Origin of the sequence: Ohtaekwangia sp., from assembly GCF_036786105.1 — a bacterium.
Taxonomy (GTDB): Bacteria; Bacteroidota; Bacteroidia; order Cytophagales; family Cyclobacteriaceae; genus Ohtaekwangia.
Genome location: NZ_DAIQRQ010000005.1, coordinates 53,051 through 74,436, shown reverse-complemented (window position 1 = coordinate 74,436; position 21,386 = coordinate 53,051). Strand labels below are relative to the sequence as shown.

16 protein-coding genes and 1 tRNA gene are annotated in these 21,386 nt (G+C 44.3%); 3 read left to right on the top strand and 14 right to left on the bottom strand.

Annotated features, from left to right (window positions below; all coding sequences use genetic code 11):
- Positions 1-17: 17 nt before the first annotated feature.
- From V7Q33_RS04155 to V7Q33_RS04145, 3 genes are all read right to left on the bottom strand, one after another.
- Positions 18-584 carry a DUF502 domain-containing protein gene (locus V7Q33_RS04155; RefSeq protein ID WP_331982846.1) on the bottom strand — a complete coding sequence of 189 codons (567 nt, stop codon included), beginning with the start codon at positions 582-584 and terminating at the stop codon, positions 18-20.
- A 98-nt stretch (positions 585-682) separates the two neighbouring features.
- On the bottom strand, positions 683-1,372 hold the full coding sequence (cmk, locus tag V7Q33_RS04150; RefSeq protein ID WP_331982884.1) for a (d)CMP kinase: 690 nt from the start codon (positions 1,370-1,372) through the stop codon (positions 683-685).
- Between the two features lie 255 nt (positions 1,373-1,627).
- Positions 1,628-1,915 carry a hypothetical protein gene (locus V7Q33_RS04145; RefSeq protein WP_333818985.1) on the bottom strand — a complete coding sequence of 96 codons (288 nt, stop codon included), beginning with the start codon at positions 1,913-1,915 and terminating at the stop codon, positions 1,628-1,630.
- 115 nt (positions 1,916-2,030) lie between these two features.
- Between V7Q33_RS04145 and V7Q33_RS04140 the strand changes: the two genes are divergently transcribed.
- Entirely contained in the window at positions 2,031-2,300 is a 270-nt protein-coding gene (locus V7Q33_RS04140; protein ID WP_331982842.1) for a hypothetical protein, read from the top strand.
- A 62-nt stretch (positions 2,301-2,362) separates the two neighbouring features.
- On the opposite strand, the gene V7Q33_RS04135 is transcribed toward V7Q33_RS04140, so the two are convergent.
- The 4 genes from V7Q33_RS04135 to pafA all read right to left on the bottom strand — a co-directional run bounded on the left by V7Q33_RS04135 (position 2,363) and on the right by pafA (position 8,071).
- Positions 2,363-3,763, bottom strand: coding sequence for an MATE family efflux transporter (locus V7Q33_RS04135; RefSeq protein WP_333818984.1), 1,401 nt, complete (start codon positions 3,761-3,763; stop codon positions 2,363-2,365).
- 337 nt (positions 3,764-4,100) lie between these two features.
- A complete protein-coding gene (locus V7Q33_RS04130; protein WP_331982838.1) occupies positions 4,101-4,814 on the bottom strand; it encodes a head GIN domain-containing protein in 714 nt (237 codons plus the stop codon).
- A 75-nt stretch (positions 4,815-4,889) separates the two neighbouring features.
- Entirely contained in the window at positions 4,890-6,242 is a 1,353-nt protein-coding gene (locus V7Q33_RS04125; RefSeq protein WP_333818983.1) for an NAD-dependent succinate-semialdehyde dehydrogenase, read from the bottom strand.
- 173 nt (positions 6,243-6,415) lie between these two features.
- Positions 6,416-8,071 (bottom strand): alkaline phosphatase PafA, encoded by a 1,656-nt coding sequence (pafA, locus tag V7Q33_RS04120; RefSeq protein WP_333818982.1) that lies wholly within the window; start codon positions 8,069-8,071, stop codon positions 6,416-6,418.
- Between the two features lie 270 nt (positions 8,072-8,341).
- On the opposite strand from pafA, the gene V7Q33_RS04115 reads away from it, so the two are divergent.
- Together V7Q33_RS04115 and V7Q33_RS04110 are read left to right on the top strand one after the other, a co-directional pair.
- Positions 8,342-10,795 carry an ABC transporter permease gene (locus V7Q33_RS04115; protein ID WP_333818981.1) on the top strand — a complete coding sequence of 818 codons (2,454 nt, stop codon included), beginning with the start codon at positions 8,342-8,344 and terminating at the stop codon, positions 10,793-10,795.
- Positions 10,796-11,381: 586 nt separating this feature from the next.
- Positions 11,382-12,305, top strand: coding sequence for a S1C family serine protease (locus V7Q33_RS04110; RefSeq protein ID WP_333818980.1), 924 nt, complete (start codon positions 11,382-11,384; stop codon positions 12,303-12,305).
- An 85-nt stretch (positions 12,306-12,390) separates the two neighbouring features.
- On the opposite strand, the gene V7Q33_RS04105 is transcribed toward V7Q33_RS04110, so the two are convergent.
- From V7Q33_RS04105 to V7Q33_RS04075, 7 genes are all read right to left on the bottom strand, one after another.
- A complete protein-coding gene (locus V7Q33_RS04105; protein WP_331982828.1) occupies positions 12,391-14,106 on the bottom strand; it encodes a DEAD/DEAH box helicase in 1,716 nt (571 codons plus the stop codon).
- 315 nt (positions 14,107-14,421) lie between these two features.
- Positions 14,422-14,495: transfer RNA gene (locus V7Q33_RS04100), tRNA-Ala, on the bottom strand.
- 79 nt (positions 14,496-14,574) lie between these two features.
- Positions 14,575-15,297 carry a YdcF family protein gene (locus tag V7Q33_RS04095; protein ID WP_331982826.1) on the bottom strand — a complete coding sequence of 241 codons (723 nt, stop codon included), beginning with the start codon at positions 15,295-15,297 and terminating at the stop codon, positions 14,575-14,577.
- Positions 15,298-15,314: 17 nt separating this feature from the next.
- On the bottom strand, positions 15,315-17,234 hold the full coding sequence (locus V7Q33_RS04090) for a RecQ family ATP-dependent DNA helicase (protein WP_333818979.1): 1,920 nt from the start codon (positions 17,232-17,234) through the stop codon (positions 15,315-15,317).
- Between the two features lie 219 nt (positions 17,235-17,453).
- A complete protein-coding gene (locus V7Q33_RS04085; protein ID WP_333818978.1) occupies positions 17,454-18,305 on the bottom strand; it encodes a substrate-binding periplasmic protein in 852 nt (283 codons plus the stop codon).
- A 100-nt stretch (positions 18,306-18,405) separates the two neighbouring features.
- Positions 18,406-19,179, bottom strand: coding sequence for an enoyl-CoA hydratase/isomerase family protein (locus tag V7Q33_RS04080; protein WP_331982820.1), 774 nt, complete (start codon positions 19,177-19,179; stop codon positions 18,406-18,408).
- A gap of 24 nt (positions 19,180-19,203) precedes the next feature.
- The gene (locus tag V7Q33_RS04075; RefSeq protein ID WP_333818977.1) at positions 19,204-21,273 is read right to left on the bottom strand and encodes a ComEC/Rec2 family competence protein; all 2,070 of its coding nucleotides are present in this window, start codon (positions 21,271-21,273) and stop codon (positions 19,204-19,206) included.
- Positions 21,274-21,386: the final 113 nt, after the last annotated feature.

Genomic DNA, 21,386 nt, shown 5'->3' with positions numbered 1-21,386 from the left:
AGACACCCGTTTTATTTTCAACTGTTTTCCCCGAAGCCGCTTACACCTCCGGACACTATATATTTCATAGCCGTTGGCCCTGAAATATTCAGGGGTTTAATTCTGTCTTTCGGAATGATAAAATGCCAGCCGGATACAGCATAAGAATGCGGCAGGTATACCGATACCATGTCTTTCAACCCCAGCTCCGACAGATCAGCCTGTGTAATAAAACCTATCTGGTATAACTGGTTCTCTTCGTTCATCAACACGAGTACCGGTTTATTGAATTTCTTTTTATCGCCCACAAAAGCGTTGAGGAGGTCTTTCAGCGAAGAGTAAATCAGCTTCACCAGTGGAATACGATTCATACCATGATCAAACCACGTTGTGAAGGTCTTGAATGCGAAGTTGGTTGTGAGATACCCGAAAATCGTGATAGCAACCAATATGATAACAAACCCTAACCCGGGATACGGCAATTGCAGCAAACTGTCGAGCCAGCTAAACGCCACAAAAATAAAATAGGCCGTAGCCACCAACGGAACGATGAATAGTGTGCCGCTAAAGAAGTAGCGAATGATTCGTCTGAACGTACTTTCCATGGGAGCAGGTTTTCAATAGAGGAGCGAAGACAAGTATATATTTACTCCTTTAACATCGTTCATGGGGTTACGGGTTTACTACACCCCTATATTATATTTTACAAGCGTGATACCGAAACCATTTTCGACAAGGCCAGGCGAATTACTTCATCTACCTGTTCATCAAATGCTATATGTGTTGTATCGATAACAATAGCATCCTCTGCCTGTCGTAGCGGGCTCTCTGCACGCGTAGTATCAATCCGATCTCGCTGACGGATATTTTCTATCACATCATCCAGGTCTACCATTTGGTCGCGCTCCAGCAATTCCTGTTGCCGGCGATAACCTCTTACCTGCATATCGGCCACCATAAAGAGCTTTAATTCAGCAGAGGGGAACACAACCGTACCAATGTCGCGACCATCCATAACAATGCCTCGTTCCTTTCCCATACGGCGTTGCTGCTCAACCATTGCTGTGCGCACATCTTTAATCGTGCTTACCTGGCTTACGTTTTCAGAGATGCGCATCTTCCGGATCTCTTTTTCCACGTTAAGGCCGTTCAAAAAAGTATCCGTACCATTCTTGGGATTTATTTTGAATGATATATGAATTTGCTCCAGCGCTTTGGTAATTTCTTTGGGATTGGTTAGCGAAATGTGATGTTCCAGAAAGTACAGCGTTACGGCACGATACATGGCACCGGAATCGATGTAGCGATACCCCAATATAGAAGCAACTTCCTTCGCCGTTGAGCTCTTGCCACAGGCCGAATATCCATCGATCGCGATTACTATTTTGCGCAGATTCATCAACAATCTTTTGTCGGACAAGGAATTGGTCTTCCGGGTTTAAGCTTTTTATGATGCTTGGATGAGCTGCACGCTACGGATCCGGCTATTATAGTCAGTAAGAATATTAATTTAAGTTTCTGCATGAGCGATGATTAAAGTTCTCTCCTGGCTTTTTCTTCGCGCGATTCCTGAACACGCCTTGCAAGATCCTGCAATGAAGATTTTTGTTTCAGATAATCGGGGGCCTCTCTGTAAAAAGCCAGATAGTCAATCTTTGGATCGATTGAACCAACACCAGATTTTTTGAATGTCTTTTTCATAAGGCAAATCTACCTGTAGAACTTCCAAGTCAAAGTTAGAATTTTTAGCCAAGCGATAGGCTACAATAAGGAACTTTCTTTTGTCGGAAAATCCGATAAGGAAATCGATACCATCTATTCTATCTACTGCAGAGCTCGGATTTTTAAAGACACTGATCACTTCATTCCGGGTTATTCCCAAACCTCTCAAAGCAACCCAGTCTATACCGGAAAAATCAAAAGTAAATTCATTCATACAACGTTCCATCACACCCATAGCGGATGCCTGCTCAAGAAATTACCGGGATAAAACTAACACATTTTAACTCTCTACCGTTTAACTTTAATGTATTATAAATACAGTTGACGCTATGGAAACAAACGAAGAAGGTAAAGCAGAGAAAACCTTCAAAAACTTTGGCAAACGGGTAGATGAATTCATGGTAGAATTTCATGAAGCCAGTGAAAAACTTCGGAAAGAATTTGAAGTAAAACTTGATGAACTGAAAGTTTCCGCAGAAAAACTTAAGAAGGAAGCTGAGAACAACGAGCGCTGGCGGGAAGTAGAAGGCAATCTGAAAAAAGCGGGGGATGAACTGAGCAATGCTTTCAAGGCTGCGTTCAAGAAGAGAAATCCGTGATCAAACCCTGCTATATAATCAAGAGCCTTGCTATACAAACGCAAGGCTCCTGATTCGTGCATTTATATCTTAACAGCCTTCCATTTTCCCTGACGGAAGATAATGATACCAACAATAGCCATGAGTGATTCTGCAATGGATATAGCTGCATATACTCCGGTTGGCCCGATGGCCATCCACTTCGCCAGAAAATATGCAAACGGAATCTGAAAAATCCAGAAACCAAAGAAGCTGATAATGGTAGGTGTTTTTGTATCACCTGCACCATTGAACGACTGGTTGATTACCATACCATAGGCATAAAATATATATCCAAGTGAAACGATTTGCAGACATTGTATGCCATTGCTCAATACTTCTTCATCGGTGGAGAAAAAGCTTAGTATAGGTCTTGCCATTACAAAGAACAATACGGTAATGAAACCGAGAAATATCATATTCAGCAAGGCTGCTTTCCAAACTGATTTCTCCGCCCGGTCAGGATGGCCTGCTCCCAGGTTTTGCCCTACAAGTGTGGCAGCAGCATTCGCCATACCCCATGCCGGGAGTATAGCAAAAACAATTACACGTATAGCAATGGTATAGCCGGCTTGCGCTGTACCGAAATCAGACATGAGTCTCATGAGGAAAATCCAACTGGCCGAACCTATCAGGAATTGTCCGGTAGCACCGGCTCCCACTTCCAGCAGTTTCCTGATAATATCAAAGCTCACCGTAACTTTTTGCCTGTATAGTTTAATAATACCTTTTCCGCCAAGCAGGTGGTATAGTTGAAAACAAACACCAATACCGCGACCTATATTGGTTGCAATCGCGGCACCTTTTACTCCGAAGCCGGGCACGGGTCCCAAGCCGAATATAAACAGAGGCCCCAGCAGTATATTAAGTCCATTCGCAATCAGCAATGATCGCATGGCCAGGGATGCATCACCGGCACCTCTGAAAATTGCGTTAATAATGAACAGCATCATGATGGTGATGTTACCGGTAAACATCCACCGTGTATAATCGACATTGTTGGCAATAAGCTTTTCGCTTCCTCCCATCAAACGAAGAATATCTTCAGCGAAAAATATACCTACCATGCTGATGAGCAGCGAAAAGAATACACCCAGAACAATGGCCTGCATAGCGGCTGTCTCCGCGGCATCTATATCTTTTTCACCTACCCTGCGGGCTACCATGGCTGTGGCCGCCATACTTACTCCCATGGCGATGGAGTATATTAACGCCAATACAGACTCCGTAAGACCAATGGTAGAAATAGCATCGTTGTCATGAAGCCGGCTGACAAAGTAGATATCCACGATAGCAAAAATTGCTTCCAGTGACATCTCCAGAATCATGGGAATGGAAAGCAAAACAATGGCACGATTTATACTCCCGGAAGTATATTCCTGTTGATCACCTTTAATAGCTTGTTTAAACAGTCGAAAAAAAGAGTTGACTTTTGAAACTGACATTTATGAAATAAGTTTAGTCGTAAAAAAATAATAACCCGCATACTTCAGATCGAAGCATGTTGAGGAAAAAGTGTTTGGATGTACCAAACCTAAAATGTCAGAAGCATAGGCGTGTTGGGAACCTGTGTAGTCCCGGATTGAAGGTACACGAAAAAAATCGGAAATGGTTACGAACCTTAATCGTTACACGTTAATCGTTAGCTGTTAATCGTTACACGTTATCAGTAATGCAGTCTGGTGGACGCCTGGCTACCTATAAAAAACAGAAGTATCAGATGGAAATATCCTGACAACACTAATAACGTGTAACGATTAACTGCTAACGATTCCACGGTTCTCAGTCTTTCTCTACCGTGCTGCTGCCGTTTGTTGACGAAGTTACGGATGGATTGCCGCGATAAAGTATCGAGCTGGCGCCGCTGGCGGTTGCATCAAGTTCATCGGATACCGTAACCTTGGCGTGGCTGGCACCCGATACATCGATGTCTGCTTTACGAACCGGGTAGTCGAAAGCGGAGAAGGTTGAAGCACCCGATATTGTTGCCTCCAACTCATCGCCCAAACCATAAAATCTCAAAGCGGATGCTCCGGACAAATCAATATTTACTTTGCGATAGCCGGCATCCAATTGACAAACAGATGCCCCGGATAAAATAAAATCAAGTGTACTATCGCTTTCAAATCCTTTAATGGTAGATACACTCGCTCCTGAAAAATTTACCGCCACGAGTGTAGGCATAGCAATCGTAATATAGGTATCGTGTTTACGATTGGCGTTATCTTCAAATTTGATGATGAGTGTAGAGCCGCTTTTATATACATCGAGATCATCGAGGTTTCTGCGATCGCCTTTTATATGAATGCTAAATGTATTGGACTGTTCTACGGTAATATGAAATGCGCTGCCCATCTCGAGCCGATCGAAGTCTACCAGTGAATAATCTTTTTCTTTTTCCTGAAGTGGCCCCGGATCTTCTGTTTCGCACGATGTTAAAACAAACATGGCTGCGATAAACGAAGCCGTTAGAAGGTTTTTTACCTGGCTGATCATACTGTATAGAGGTTGTTTCTCTATCAGGACAACTCACTTTTGTAAAACCCCTATGTGCATATCTCGATTTGCTTATTATGCCACAAAAATCGTTTTGATATTGACAAATTCATGAATGCCGTGCTCATGCAGTTCACGACCATAACCTGATTTCTTGACACCGCCAAAAGGCAATCGCGCATCCGATCGCATCAATGAATTTACAAATACAGAACCCGACTCAATCTCACGCGCAAGCCGCTCACCGCGCTCTATATCTTTTGTCCACACCGATGCTCCTAAACCATATCGGCTTGCGTTGGCCAATGCTATAGCTTCCTGGTCTGTATCGGCAGAGATCACGGCTGCCAACGGACCGAAGGTTTCTTCATCAAATGCCTGTATGCCGGGTTTTACACGGCTTAATAATGTGGGTTGAAAATTAGCGCCACTCTTCTTGCCACCGGTTACAAGCTGTGCACCATGTTTCAGTGAGTTTTGTAATTGCTTATCAAGATCATCGGCCAGATCAACACGTGCCAGCGGCCCTGTGGTCACTTGCTCATCAAATGGATTGCCTTGTTTCAAAGCTTCAATGCTTTTTTTGAAACGGTCTATAAATTCATCTTTAATCGCATCGAGCACTATAAATCTTTTGGCTGCTATACATGATTGCCCTGCATTTTGCATACGCGATTGTGTGGCAATCTTTACTGTAAGGTCGAGATCAGCATCGTCGAGCACAATGAACGGATCACTGCCACCTAATTCAAGCACTGACTTCTTTATATTCTTTCCTGCTATAGCGCCCACTTTCGATCCGGCAATTTCACTTCCGGTAAGCGCCACACCCTGCACAATGGGCGACTCCAGTATTTGCTCTACAGAAGAACTTTCAATGATCAGGGATTGAAACACACCATCGGGATAACCGGCTTCATGAAAAATCTTTTCGATTGTTGTAGAACACTTGGTAACATTTGATGCATGCTTGAGTAAACCAACATTACCAGCTGTCAGCGCCGGCGCGGCATAACGAAATACCTGCCAGAAAGGAAAATTCCAGGGCATGATTGCCAGTACAGCGCCAATCGGTTGATACGCTACAAAACTTCGCTTCGCTTCTGTCTTCACCATGCGATCGGCCAGAAAATTTTCAGCGTTGTGCGCATAGTATTCACAACCTACGGCACATTTCTCCACTTCTGCACGTGCCTCAGAAATTACTTTCCCCATCTCCCATGTGATGATCCTGGCATACTCTTCTTTATTCTTGCGAAGTACTGCCGCTACGTGCAGCAACATCTCGCTGCGTTGTTTTACGGTTGTTTTCTTCCAGAGGCTGAATGCCAGTGCAGCTTTATCGAGCTTAGCCCGGATGTCGTGTACAGTGTGCAACGGAAATTCTTCAATCACAGACTGATCGAATGGATGGATGGATTTTAACATAGTGCAGCGTATTTATTGGTCAACAAAAACCAATATCGTTAAGGTTTCCAATGAATAAAAATTGATGCCAACAACCAGTTCTGCCTGAACAAATCGAGGCAACACAACGCATATATAGCAAAAGTGCCTGATGGAATACCACCCGGCACTATATATTATAGTTTTATGGATTACTATTCAGGGAACACCTCCGCTACCGGTTCGCCCGTGCACCCGCTGGGGAACTTGATATTCAATATAGTAGAGATGGTAGGCGCTATATCTGTGATCGGATGATACTCCACCGAAAATCCCTTTCGTATACCTTTACCATAAAACAACATCGGTACATTGGTATCATAAGTATAGGGTGAACCGTGTGTAGTGCCCTGTATAGAACCTGAACCAAACCAGCCTGGCTCCAATACAAACACAATGTCGCCAGAGCGCTTGGGGTTGTATCCGCGGATAACGCGTCCTTTTATACCTTCATCGTTGTAATTGCCCTGACGCAGTACGCCTTCGGTATAGTAGTTTGCCACACCGTCAAGGCTCATCAGGTATTTACCGACCAGTTCGGCTACGATAAACATATCGAGGCCAGATGATTTCGGGCTTCCCTGAAATGCTTCGTGATTTAAAAATATCTGATCGTTGCTGACGTTGGCAATAAGTTTTTTACCGGGAAAATAATTTGCCAGAAACTCATTCAACTTGGCCTCCGCATAGTTATCGTTAAAATAACCTGCGGGCATTTTGTTGTCTTTCAAGTACTGTGGCACATCGGCTACGCCATGATCGGCGGTGAGAAATAAAGTATAATTTCCGGCACCAACTTCCTTGTCAAGTGTTTTCAACAGATCTGCTATAGCCCGGTCGAGTCGCAGGTAAGTATCTTCAATCTCTATTGCATTGGGGCCAACAGCGTGACCGATCGCATCGGTAGTAGAGTATGAAATACAAAGAAAATCACTGATATCATCTTTACCCATCTTCTCCGACACGAGTGTTGTCTTGGCAAACTCGGTAAGAAAATCATTGGCAAACGGAGTCATATATAGCAGGTCGGCGTTACCATTCTGCTTGCGCAACTCCGGAAGATTATAGGGGAATGTTGGTTTTGTTTTACCGGCATACTTTTTCTCGTACGGTGTATCATCCGGGCCGCTCTCGGTATATTGCTCAATAGGCAGCAGTGTTTTCCACTCTTGCGCCAAATATTTCTCAGGAAGATTCAGGCCGTTGAACTTCTCAACCCAATCCGGCAGCTTGCTCATATAGTACGAACTGGTGATGAAACGGCCACTGTTGCTATCATACCAATAGGCTGCATCCGCCAGGTGACCAGCCGGCAATACAGCACCGCGATCTTTAAAAGATATACCGATCACTTTTGCGCGCTTCTGGGTGAACAACTTCAATTCATCTGTTACGGTTGATGAAAGCATGCGCCAGGGAGATACATCGCCATTACCGGAGGCTACACCGACAACCGTCTGCAGGGAGTCCTCTACACAATTTACCGTCTTGCCCGACTTCTTGTTGTAAAAGTCATTACCAATAATGCCGTGTATAGCCGGAGTGGTTCCGCTATATATTGATGCATGGCCAGGGCCCGTATAGGTAGGCATATAGTTGTAATGTGCGTTTCTTACCATGAAGCCATCGCCTATCAATCGCCTGAAGCCATCATTTCCAAACTTGTTATAAAAACGATAGAGATACTCCTGGCGCATCTGATCTACCACGATGCCCACCACCAGTTTTGGCTGCTCCCCTACTTTCAATGTCTGTGCTTTAATTCCTGTGCTTGCAGCAAGCGTCAGTATAATGATAAATACCCTTCTCATAGTTGCAATAAAGTTGGCAAGATAGTTAATCGAAAAGTGTGCGAAATTAATCTTTTATGAATGGTTTGTTAAAATCTGCCGAACGAATCAAGTCTTACAGAGCAGCGGCTTCCGGTTCATTTCCGAACAACTTTACTGATCAGAAGTGAACAAAGCAATTGCTGCAATCTGCGTTTTTAATACGGCAGGCAACTTCTTTCGAACATGCATGGTCTTTGTTGCAACCATTTGCCAAGTTGAGAAGTCTAGTCTTAAAGTAAACGCCCTCTTATGATACGAAACTATATCAAGGTAGCCCTGCGCTCCATTTTGCATAACAAGCTTACAGCGTTTATTAATATAGCAGGACTTGCTCTTGCTATTGCCTGTGCCATTCTCATTTTCCTTTTTGTAACCGATGAAATCAGTTATGACCGCTACCATGCAAAAGCCGACCGTATATACCGCGTTACGCGCAGCTTCCACTCACCCGAAGGTGAAGTAAATCTGCATCTGGCCAATGTTGCACCTCCCATTGGGCCGTTATTGAAAAATGATTTTGGTGAAATCGAGAAAATGGCGCGCACCATCAACTTCGGTATGGTGATAGGCCTCGAAGAAAATGGAGAACTTAAAAAATCAAACAACGAAGAATTTGTTTTCCTGGCCGAGCCTGCCATCTTCGATATCTTTGATATACAGATAAAATCAGGCGATGCTTCCAAAGCGTTGCAGCGGCCGTTCACCATCATGCTATCGGAAAAGGCTGCTCAGAAATATTTCAACAGTGAGAACATCATTGGCAAGCGCCTCCGTGCCGACAACCGGTTTGATTTGGAAATAACCGGTGTCTATAAAAATTTCCCTGCGCAATCGCACTGGCATCCCGAGTTCCTGGTATCATTCAATTCCTTGGAAGACGACCGGGTATATGGACGCAATGGATTAGAAACAAACTGGGGTAATAACTCTTTCGGAACTTATCTGCTGTTACAGCAGGGAGCTGATCCTAAAAAAGTCGAGGCTTCCTTCCCATCGTTTCTCGATAAACATTTCGGCAGCTATGCGCGCGCCAACTGGGGCGTGCCAGCCGATTGGGTTGCCTCAAAAACAACAACATTGTTTTTACAGAAACTCACCGATATACACCTGCGCTCACACCTGGATGATGAACTGGAAGCCAACGGTAACATCAACAGTGTATACATGATGAGCATTATTGGTTTCTTCATTGTGCTTATAGCCTGCTTTAATTTTGTTAATCTCTCTACAGCACGCGCTACCAAGCGCGCACGCGAAGTGGGACTACGCAAAGTTGTAGGTGCATTAAGAGCGCAGTTAATCGGTCAGTATCTGAGTGAGTCCATTCTCATATCATTCTTCTCTCTTATGCTTGCCATGCTACTCTCGGCACGCGGCATTACCTGGCTGAACAACTTCACCGGGAAGGCTATACCGGCCAATATACTCACAAATTTACCGTTGCTGGGCGGTCTTATACTTTTTGCCTGTATACTGGGCATACTGGCAGGTATATATCCTGCGCTGGTTATATCATCGTTCAATCCGGTAACTACATTGAAAGGACAACCCGGATCATCCGGTAAAGCGGGCATTCGTAAAACACTGGTAGTGGTTCAGTTTGCCATCTCCATTATACTGATCATTGCCACACTCATCACCTTCCAGCAGCTATCATTTTTGAATACGCGGGAATTAGGATATCAGAAAGATCAGGTGATAACGCTTGATTACTATGGTGACGATCTTAAAAATTCGTATGAGGCTTTCTACAACGCACTTACGCAGTCATCGGGCATTCAGCACGTAGGACGCTCGACGCGGATTCCTACCGGCCGGCTTCTGGACTCGTATGGCAGTGCCAGTGTCATGAAAGGCGATAGTCTTGTGAATGTCAATGCTGATTTGAAATCCATTTCTATTGATGAAGATTTCTTTGATACGTACGGTATACAGCTGGCAGCCGGCAGAAAATTTTCGAAAGCTATTTCTACAGACGACTCCCTTGCTTTTATTATTAACGAAGCTGCCGCCAAAGCAATCGGCTGGACCAACCTGGAAGAAAATATTGATAAAGAATTTCATTATGCCGATGTAAATGGCAAGCTGATTGGTATTGTAAAGGATTTTCATTTTGAATCTTTACATCAGCAGATTGTGCCGATGATATTCCTGATGAGAGGGAACTATCGCCGGTTGTCGGTAAAGATATCGGGTAAAGACATGAAGCCGGGCCTTGCACATCTTGAAAAAACCTGGAAGGCCTTTTTACCGGGCAAGCCTTTCGAATATACTTTTCTAAGCGAGCGCTATCGCAAGCTATACGAGGCAGAACAGAAGCAGAGCCAGTTGTTTACCACCTTTGCAGGGCTGGCTATATTTATTGCCAGCATGGGTCTATTTGGACTGGCAACCTTCAACACGCTACAGCGCATGAAGGAGATCGGAATACGCAAGGTACTGGGCGCTTCCGTGGGAAGTATACTTCAACTGCTTTCGAAAGAAATTCTGATACTGGTAGGTATAGCCAATCTGATTGCCTGGCCGGTTGCCTGGTATTTTATGAACCAATGGCTCAACAGCTTTGCTTACCGGGTAGATATGAATATAGCGCTATACATAGCGGGAACTGCCTGCGCGATAGCGATAGCACTGCTTACCGTGAGCACACAAACCATACGGGCAGCTTTGCGGAATCCGGCAAAGACCCTTCGGTATGAGTAAGTCTGAGTTTAAAAAATGCAACCTCTGCTTACAGAGGACCGAACAACAAGCCTTAAAATAAAATGATCGCCAAAAGTGTCATCGAAACGAGAGAGCTGGCAAACATGATAGCGAGGCCCAGAAAGTGATAAACGTTAATCTGCTTCATAAAAAGTTATAAAAGGTTATAAGCGAGATTATGGGCCGACTTTAGACATGAAATTTGCATTACAGTACCCTTGGTCTGGCAGTCTTTTCCATAAACCGACCGTATTAAAGCCTGAAAGTCGATTCGTAGATAATTTCGACTGCTAACGTTTGAAGGTTGTTTTGCAAACCATTGCAATATCCAAAAAAAAATCTTTTGTCAAAGCTTTTATCCGGCTTTTCTATAAAAATTTCCGTCAGGCACAGCTTTTTATTGGTTATAATGATGGGGTTTAAGCGGTACATCACTGCATTTTGATCTTTTCTGTCGCACAAAAAGATAATTAACCAGGGCTTTCAGTCAAAGTGGCCTGTAGACCGATCCTCCACCAAGCCATTTTTGCGGATCTATAAGCATGGATAGCTTTTTGAGCATCTCCATTCTATAAGGAGAAATTTTATGGATGCTTTTTCTTCAATGATTATTGAAGCCGTAGAAAAAACGAAAAATGCGGTCGTCAAAATTGATGTCTTCAAGCGAGACAAGAATAATGTGCTTCGCCCGGCCGGCTCTGGTTCGGGTTTTATTTTTTCATCAGATGGCCTTGTGTTTACGAACAGCCACGTAGTAGATGGTGCTGAGAAGATCATGGTGAGCCTTCTGAATGAAAATGAGATCGAGGGATTTTTGATCGGCAAAGATCCTGATACTGACCTGGCCATTTTAAAGATTTATAGCGAAGGATATTCGGTAGCAAAACTTGGAGATGCCCAGCAACTGCAGATCGGACAATTTGTTATTGCCATTGGTAACCCGTATGGATATCAGCATACGGTAACGACCGGTGTTGTAAGTGCCCTGGGTCGAACGCTGCAAACACAATCCGGACGATTGGTCGACAACGTTATCCAATCAGACGCAGCGCTTAATCCCGGTAATTCCGGAGGCCCTATGATTACAACCGATGGTGAAGTAATTGGTGTAAACACCGCGATGATACAAGGTGCACAAGGATTAAGTTTTTCAGTAGATATCAATACGGCAAAAGAGATTGCACAGCAACTGCTGAAAGATGGTAAAGTGTTTAAGGCGTATTTGGGTTTAATGCTCCAGGAAGTAAATATAAATCCGAAGATCAAGCAACACTATAATCTCAAAAACAAGAAGGGATTATTCATCACCAAAATACAGGAGAACTCACCGGCTTCACGCTCGCAGTTACAGGAAGGCGATATCATCATTTCTTTTCACAACAAGGCGATCAACAGCTCGCACGAGCTTTTTAAAGAATTGAGTAAAAAGGATATTGTAACGATGATCGACATTTCTGTGATCCGGCACACAGAGTTTCTCAACTTCGCTATATTTCCGAGCGATCACTAGTGTTTGAGGTGTGCATGTATGCTTCAAAAAAAAACAGGGCTGGTACATATATGCCAGCCCTGTTTCTTTATTAGCTATATTTTCGCTATCTCCATTTTTTCTTCTGATCGGAAGAACGGGATCTACCGGAGCTCTTACCAGAAGATTTACCACGGCCACCGTCACGCCCGGAAGAACGACCGCGTGAGCCGCCTCCTGATTGCTTTTGTTCAGTAATCTCTACTCGAACTTGTCTGCCCTTATATTCAATGCCGTTCAACCCGCTAACAATCTCTTCTGCACGGGCAGGCTCCACTTCGAAGAATGAGTAAGCGCCTTTCAGATCGATCTTGCCTATATCTTTTTTGCCAACCCCGGCAAAATCGTCAATAAGCTCCAGCATCTTCGATACATCTATACCATCCATTTTACCGAGGTTGATAAAGAAGCGACTGCCGGTAGCATAACGCTCTTCGCCACCCTCGTTGCGCTTACCTTCCACATTCAGGTCTGGTGCGTTGCGATAGTAATCGAAGAAACGGTTAAACTCGATCGAAGCAAAACGCTTGATGAGCTCTTGCTTGCTCAGGTCTTTCAACTCTGCTTCAATAGCAGGCAAAAACTCTGCAATCTCATCTTCATTTACTTTCACTTCGTGCACGCGGTGCATCAATGCCAGCAATTGTTTCTGACATACATCGGCACCGGTTGGTATCATCATGCGTTTGAATGGCGACTTCAACGTTTTCTCGATCTGCTTTACTTTGCCAAGCTCACGCTTGGAAATCATAGCGATCGAAACACCTTTTTTACCGGCACGTGCTGTTCTGCCACTACGGTGTGTGTAGAACTCCATCTCATCGGGAATGTTCAGGTGAATTACGTGTGTGATGTCATCCACATCTATACCTCTCGCAGCTACATCAGTCGCTACCAGGATCTGTAACGAACGCTGGCGAAACTTCATCATTACACGGTCGCGTTGTTGCTGGGTAAGATCTCCGTGAAGCGAATCGGCATTGTATCCATCCTTCATCAGCATCTCGGCAATTTTTTGTGTATCGACACGCGTGCGACAGAAGATCAGGCCGAAAATATCCGGATTGTAATCCAGTATTCTTTTCAATGCCGGATAACGATCTCTCTCCTGCACGATCACATAGTTGTGCTCAATGTTCGCATTACCGGTATTTTGTTCGCCTACTGTTAACTCGAACGGATCACTCATGTAGTTCTTCATGATGGCCCGCACTTCACGTGGCATCGTAGCAGAGAATAGCCATGTTGCCTTATCATCCGGAGTAAAGGAAAGTATTTTATCCAGGTCGTCTTTAAAGCCCATGTTCAGCATTTCATCGGCTTCATCGAGCACTACATATTTTATCGTGTTCAGGTTAATCGCTTTACGATCAATAAGATCGATCAGACGACCCGGGGTAGCCACAATGATCTGTGCTCCCTTTTTTACTTTGCGTATCTGCTCGCTGATGCTGGAGCCACCATAAACGGCTACAATATTGAACGACTTAAATTTCTCAGAGAAGTTTTCCAGGTCATTGGCAATTTGTAATCCCAGTTCGCGGGTTGGCGCTAATACAAGCGCCTGTGTATCACGGCTTCGGTCATCTGTCAGATCCAGCAGGGGCAATCCAAAAGCAGCTGTTTTACCGGTACCTGTCTGCGCCAGACCAACAAAGTCACGGTTCCCATTGAGTAACACAGGAATTGCTTTTTCCTGTATGGGAGTGGGCATTTCAAAGCCGATCTGCTGAACCGACTCCACCAATCCCCTGGACAGGCCCAGGGTTTCAAAAGATTTCATTCTATATTATTGTGTAAGATGCAAAGGTACGGCTATTAATTGAGATTATAAGATGCATCATTTTCAACGCCTTTTAAATAAAAAACCAGTGACTCCTGAAGGTAAATATTCAAAATGCCCAATAAAGTAAAACTGCTAACCCATATTGCGACATATACCCTTTTCGTGAAATACTATTAGAGATGAAACGTATTGCAGAAGGTATAGAGTAACGATTTAGATCAGGACTCTATCTACCAATTATGTAAACTGGCTTGAGATATATAAGTAACCACAACTGTTTATGTTTGCCGATACCCGATTGTATCAGCGATGTGGAGAATATCGGAGTCGAACCGATGACCTCTTCCATGCCATGGAAGCGCTCTAGCCAGCTGAGCTAATCCCCCTTATGTTTTACCAGAAGTACTGCCTGCAAATATACACGGGTTGTATAAAAAATCAATCATCTATACCTATGCAACCTAATTAATCTGTGCTGGTAACTGTTTCGTTTTCTTCTTTTCTGGTTCGGGCGTTCTGTCTGCGTTCTTCTTTTACACGTCTGCCCATCGTTCCGCGGAAGCGCTGCCAGAATCCTTCACGATCGAGAATCGAAACAAAGTTATCAACATGGCAGCTCGTTGTATCAATTACGGGAAGCGTCTTGTTACCAATGTCGAGCATGCCAAACACAATCGGCACTGCTTTCACGCCGGGGCAATACCGTCTCGTAAAACTTCGGAGCAATCCTGACTGATACGGATCCGTAGCCAGTGCAATCTTCTTAAAGCCCAGGTCTTTCGCCATCTTCCAGGAGTAGTATATATTTTCCGTACTGTGCTCCGCTTTGGTTTCGGCAAAAGTATGTTCAGGTGGTATGCCCAGAGAGTCTGCGATGGTTTTCATGGCGAGGGCTTCTACAAAGGGACTGTATACAGCCGCACCGGAGAAAATAATGTTCCTGGTATAGCCACTGTCGTAGAGGTGCTTGGCCCAGAAGATGCGCATCTTCATAACCATGGTCGTGTTTTCCTTTTCGTAAGGAACTCCGGGCACGATAATTACATCGTAAGGCTTATCTTTTTTAGCCTGCCTGTACGAGCGCTCTGCATATCGCTTAAACGTGCAATGGGTAAGCACCAGCGCCACCCCTACAAATACGTGTGTGTAAATAAATATTTTCAGAAACCGCTTTAATCCTTTGCTCATAGTTACATAACAATTAATCAGTGCCTTGGTTCCGAAAATCGTAGCTGCCAGGCGTCATCGTATTGCAATATTCCTTCATCTACCAGATCGCGCACTGCATCGGCAAACAGTTCGCGGTTGGCAGGCTCAATCTGTTCTTCCAGTTGTTCAATGGTCATGGAAGCACCCCGGAGTATAGTAATAATTTCAGACCGGATGTCATCAAAAGCAGCACGATTATCATGCTTTCGCTTCTCAATACAAACATCGCACAGGCCACATTCGGCAAATGTATCTTCACCAAAATAATCCTGTATAATCTGCATGCGACAACGGTGCGTTGTGGTAGCAAACGTAACAATTGCCTGCATCTTATCCGTGGTAAGCTTCTTTCGCTCTTCCAGTCTTTTGATATTTAACGGAAGACGGTCTACATCCTGCCGTGGCAAAACGAAAGTTATCTGAGGTTTATCCTTGAGTGGCTGATACGAAACGATCTTCATTTCATTCAGATGCTTCAATATGGAAATCATTTCTTTTTCCGAAATCTTCAACCCTTTCGCCAGGTACGACTCTGATATTTTTACAAAGTCGGCAAACAGCTCGCCACCGTATAAACGCAACAGCATTTTTATAACGGGATCGAACCGGGCGTTGGCAATCTGAAACTCGTAAAGCTTTGTTTTATCTACCGGTATAAAAAGATGCGATGGATTATAGAAGCTCTCATTGAATTGAATGAGTCCCTCCTCTTCCAATTTCTTTAACGCGATATATACTTCCTGTTGATTGTAATGAAATCGCTCGGCAAAATCGTGCAGATCAAAATCATAACTTTCACCTCCACTGCTTCCTACCGCCAGCTGGTAATAATTGGCCAGTGCCTGGTACACTTTTTTAAGTGTCTCCGGAGAAGGGTGTGCCTGCTCCGTTTTGAACTGCAGGTTTACAACATCTGCTTCCTGATATAGTATAACGGCAAATGACTTGACACCGTCTCGTCCCGCACGGCCTGCTTCCTGATAATATGATTCGAGATTCTCCGGAAGATCCAGGTGCACTACCAATCGCACATCGGGTTTATCGATACCCATTCCGAAAGCATTGGTCGCTACCATTACGCGGCTCCTGTTTTGAATCCAGTCTTCCTGGCGCTTCGAACGTTCTTCGAAGGAAAGCCCTGCATGATAATAGGAAGCCGGTATATTTCGCTTCGAAAGCCACTCGGCAATTTGCTGTGTGGCCTTTCTGGAGCGTACATAGATAATCGCTGTTCCTTTTACCTTCTGTAGTATATCCAGCAGCTTCTTTTCTTTGTTCTCCGTCTTGCGCACCACGAACGATAAGTTATCGCGTGCAAAGGAGCGTTGAAAAATGCCGGCCGGCTCGCGGAAAGCCAGCTTCTGCATAATATCATCTTTTACCTGTAGGGTAGCCGTTGCCGTGAGGGCGATGACCGGTACCTGTGGTTTTAATTCCCGCAAGGATGTTATTTGAAGATACGGCGGACGAAAGTCATATCCCCATTGCGAAATACAATGTGCTTCATCAACTGCAATGAGTCCCACCTTCATTTGGCGCGCACGCTCAATGAACAATTCCGTTTGCAGACGCTCCGGAGAAACATACAGGAATTTTACCGAGCCATAGATACAGTTATCCAGGAGTATATCGATCTCTGAACGGCTCATACCCGAGTGAATGGCCACGGCCAGTATACCACGACTCTTCAATTGTTCTACCTGATCTTTCATCAAGGCAATCAAAGGCGTTATCACGATGCAGATGCCTTCTCGTATCAAAGCCGGCACCTGAAAGCAAACCGACTTCCCCCCGCCGGTGGGAAGCAAGGCCAAAGTATCGCGACCGTTCAACACAGCGTTGACAATGTCTTCCTGTAACGGGCGGAACTGACTGTGATGCCAGTATCGATTCAATATAGAAATAGGAGTCTCCAATGGAGACGAATATAGTATCGTTATTAGTTATTCGTTAGCAGTTACCCGAAAAATACAGAATACAAAAGGCTGAAAAAATCTTACCGGCCTAAGCGTGACTGGATCAATGTATAAACCAAGCGTATGCATCAACATACGCCTGGCTTGAGTCGCTACAGTTACAAAACTGCAAACCTTTTTCCCCGGTTTCTTTGCACTTATAACGACAATAACAAATCACTAATTCGAAGACTGCATCAGCTTCATACCAGCTTCCCCCAGGTGTTTCACTAAAATGGTTTTATATCTGGTACTGTTACTATAGCCGCCATTTGCTTTCAGAAATTCATCAAGTACCTGGCTCCAGTCACTGCTCAGTGGCATAATAAACCCGAACTGCTCGGCAGCACGGTCGGCTACCGGGTGGCGTTTGATATTCTTCTTCATTTTTACTGCCTCCAGGTAAAAGGCAAGGTCGAGGTAAGCGTAGCCTTTCGGATCGGCAAACAATTTTTCCAATGTCTCCTGGCTGGTAGTGGTATAGGCTACCTTCATTTCAGGGAAGTACTGTTTCTTCAGCTCCATAACGCGCTTCTCGTTCAGAGTTCCTTTGGCCGTATAGGCGGTCAGATCTGCAAAACTCTTCGGCATGTCTTCAAGCTTGTTAAGCGTTGGCACTTGGCTTTGCGTAATAAGTATAGCAAAATTGGTAATGAACGGCTGACTGAACTTTACTTCCTTTTTACGTTCATTGGTAATAGTAATATTGCCAAGACCAAACACGCCACCTTTAGAGGTTTTTACTTTGTCGTACATGCCGCGGAAACTTGAGCCATCGCCGACAAAATTGGTTGTTAACTCTACTTTCTTTGCATCTTTCAGCCACGTTACAAAGTCGTTCATGATGTCAACACAAATACCGGTAAGTTTACCGGCATCATCTAAATAAACAAAACTGGGAGTTTCTACATAGGCTATTGAAACACTGCCCTCTCCTTTTTTACTTACGTCCTTCCAGGTGTCTCCGGAATACGATTGGGCTAAGAGCGACAACGACATCGCACTTAGCAGAATACACATTAGCGTTCGCATGAATTGTTTGGGTTATATATAAGTCTTGATGTTAAAACATTCAGAGCATATTTACAACGCAATACAATATCAACCTGGTTATTTATTGTGATTTATATAATTACCACTGTATTTTCTCCTTATTGAGAAAGGCTTGTATACCTTTCATACAATCGCTGCTTGCTCTTGCCTGAGCATTCATTTTAGATGCAAACGTTAGCGCATCCTCCAACGAAAGTGACTGGACAGAAGCAATCATGTGCTTGGTTATTTCCATAGAGGTAGATGAATTCGTAGTGATCAGTCGTTGGGCGAAGGTGATCACCTCCTGTTCCAATGCCTCGCGTTGGACTATAAAATTAATCAGCCCTGTATATTGTGCGGCTTCTGCAGTAATCAGTTCGCCACTCAACAGTAATTGTTTGGCTTTGGCTTCACCGATTTTGCGTAACAAAAAGATCATTACAATGGCCGGTATAAATCCGATCTTCACTTCAGTGTATCCGAACTTTGCTTCCGGCACCGAGAATGAAAAATCGCATACGGTAGCCAGACCACAACCACCTGCCAGAGCATGGCCCTGCACCTGCGCTATCACGACTTTCTTTAAAGTATATATTCTCAGAAACAGCTCTTTCAGATGATCCGAATCCGCCAGATTTTCTTCGTACGAAAAATTCTGAAGTTGCTGCAGGTACGCAAGATCAGCGCCGGCGCAAAATGCTTCACCGTTTGCTTTTAGTACAATTACTTTTACAGCATCATCCTTCTCCGCTTGTGTAAAGGCATCTTTCAATGCTGCTACCAGTTCATGACTGAGTGCATTTCTTTTCTCCGGACGATTTAAGGTTATAAAACCGATACGATCTTTTACAGCATACTCAACGATGTTCATACGATAATCTTGTTTGGCTTCTGACTATATCTGCACTGAAAAAGCTCCTTCATGCCAAACGGAGTGAACGCGTACGTTGAGCTGAGAAGCCTGTGCCAGCAATTTAGTAGCAAAATAGTAAGAGTTACTGCTATCTAAAATTATTTCCGATGCATCGATCTGTTTCAGCAAAGAGGCCAGATTCCTTATGGCATTATTGGATATGATGAGGTAATCGACCTTGGTTTGCGATGGTATAGCTTTTCCATCTGTGATCCGTAAAATTGATTTTTCCTGCCAGTGCAGCAATTGATATGAAGTTACCGGTTGCACGAGCGTACTTACTTCTTCAACGCCATTATGAAGTCGGTTGGGATGGATGTGAAACCGTATGGCAGGTGCTTTCTGCGGAAGCAATGAATCTGTCAGAAAATATACATGGCCTTGTGCCGTAAGATCAACTGCGCTATGATGCGGCACTTTATAGACCGTGATATAGCGCCTGTCAACGTCCTGATAGAAGTGATGCCATTGTACCGCTGCGAACAACAATGTACAGATGAAAGCGACTGCTATATATCGGAAAGATCGGAACTGAAAGAGCAACACAGCTGAAATGATCACTCCCATCAACAGCCAGCTTTGAAATGTATCAATATAAATATTGTCAACCAGGCTGAACGGAAATGCTTCTACTGTAAACACCACAATGTTCAGTGCCTGAATACTCCATTTCAGCAATAATCCGACAAAGCTAGCCACTGGTGTTATAAAACCTATCACCAATACTACCAGTCCGGCAATCAACACAAAGAATGATCCGGGAATTACCAACAGGTTTGATAGCAAAAAGTAATTTGGGAACTGATGGAAGTACAGAAGACCCAACGACAACGTAGCCAGTTGGGCAGCGATGGATACGGTTGTGATCTTCCACACTTCATCCCACAATCGCGAAGCGGGCTCCCATAATTGATATAATCCCGGTTGAAGATATACTATACCCAACACAGCCAGGTACGACAACTGAAAGGCTACCGACATGATAAGATAAGGCTCATACAACAACAGAAAAAAAGCTGAGGCAGCAAGAACATTATAGATGTTGGTCTGGCGATTCCATGCTTTGGCTACGGCTACAAATGTAAACATAGTAACCGCCCGCAGCACCGAAGGCGACAGGCCTGTGATGTAAGCATATCCCCAAAGTATAAACAGACTTATACCCGCTGCAATCCACTGGCTGGCGCGCGAAGTTCCCAACGGCTTTAACAACCAGAGGATGATCATATAAATTATACTGATGTGCAGACCCGATACGGCCAGTACATGCATCGCTCCGGTAGCAGCGTATGCATTAAGCAGTTCATTGTCCAATCCATCGGTTACACCTAACACGAGCGCAGAGGCAATGGCTTGCTCGCGTTCTCCTTCCACATACTTTTTGAGAGTGGCGTCTGCCCAGTTGCGGGCGCAGATTGCATAATATAGCAAGCGTGAATCCGGTTGGGAGTCTAGACACTTTACATCTTTTCGCTTTACAAAATGCTGGTGATATATCTTGCGAAAAGCAAGATATCGCTTGTAGTCAAATTCACCGGGGTTACCGGGTGGAGGCGTCACTTGTGGCTGCCCGCGTATCAACAATACATCACCATATTGAAACGATCGTTGAAATTCTTTCTTTGGAAAGTATAACACTATATTTCCCTGAATACTTTGCCATGTACTGCTGTCTTTCACCTGCAGCAGACGGGCTTCCACTTTCCAGGCGGTTGCTTTTTCCTGGGTATAGCCGGTTACAACGGCCTGGTAATACGCCACCGGAGTTTTCAGATTGATAAGATTGTCGGCTCTCCTTGAATCAGTGCGATGCAGCAACTGCAGGTAGCCCGCCAGTAAAATAGCCAGCAATCCAATCATTCCCGGGTTGAACAACGTCTTTTGCGTGATCCGCTGAGCTATAAAATGCCCTATATATACTGTGAGCAGTGCAACAAAAACGATAGCGGCAATGTGTTGCGGAAGAAAATCCGGGCAGTAAATGCCCAATAATATACCGGCAATAAAAAACAATACAATCCGAACAACGGCATACGGTATCCAATGAAGCATAACGGGTAAAGTAAAAATGAAAGGTAGGAAAATTCCGGAGAGTCCTCCTATACCTTTCTATACTTTATCGTATATCATTCGCCTCGCGATGATACGCTTCAATAATGTCGCGC

Coding starts and splice junctions, on each gene's coding strand:
- V7Q33_RS04130 (WP_331982838.1), bottom strand. CDS start 4,814: ATGATCAGCCAGGTAAAAAACCTTCTAACGGCTTCGTTTATCGCAGCC.
- V7Q33_RS04110 (WP_333818980.1), top strand. CDS start 11,382: ATGGATGCTTTTTCTTCAATGATTATTGAAGCCGTAGAAAAAACGAAA.
- V7Q33_RS04075 (WP_333818977.1), bottom strand. CDS start 21,273: ATGCTTCATTGGATACCGTATGCCGTTGTTCGGATTGTATTGTTTTTT.
- V7Q33_RS04145 (WP_333818985.1), bottom strand. CDS start 1,915: ATGAATGAATTTACTTTTGATTTTTCCGGTATAGACTGGGTTGCTTTG.
- V7Q33_RS04085 (WP_333818978.1), bottom strand. CDS start 18,305: ATGCGAACGCTAATGTGTATTCTGCTAAGTGCGATGTCGTTGTCGCTC.
- pafA (WP_333818982.1), bottom strand. CDS start 8,071: ATGAGAAGGGTATTTATCATTATACTGACGCTTGCTGCAAGCACAGGA.
- V7Q33_RS04080 (WP_331982820.1), bottom strand. CDS start 19,179: ATGAACATCGTTGAGTATGCTGTAAAAGATCGTATCGGTTTTATAACC.
- V7Q33_RS04140 (WP_331982842.1), top strand. CDS start 2,031: ATGGAAACAAACGAAGAAGGTAAAGCAGAGAAAACCTTCAAAAACTTT.
- V7Q33_RS04095 (WP_331982826.1), bottom strand. CDS start 15,297: ATGAGCAAAGGATTAAAGCGGTTTCTGAAAATATTTATTTACACACAC.
- V7Q33_RS04125 (WP_333818983.1), bottom strand. CDS start 6,242: ATGTTAAAATCCATCCATCCATTCGATCAGTCTGTGATTGAAGAATTT.
- V7Q33_RS04155 (WP_331982846.1), bottom strand. CDS start 584: ATGGAAAGTACGTTCAGACGAATCATTCGCTACTTCTTTAGCGGCACA.
- V7Q33_RS04135 (WP_333818984.1), bottom strand. CDS start 3,763: ATGTCAGTTTCAAAAGTCAACTCTTTTTTTCGACTGTTTAAACAAGCT.
- V7Q33_RS04115 (WP_333818981.1), top strand. CDS start 8,342: ATGATACGAAACTATATCAAGGTAGCCCTGCGCTCCATTTTGCATAAC.
- V7Q33_RS04105 (WP_331982828.1), bottom strand. CDS start 14,106: ATGAAATCTTTTGAAACCCTGGGCCTGTCCAGGGGATTGGTGGAGTCG.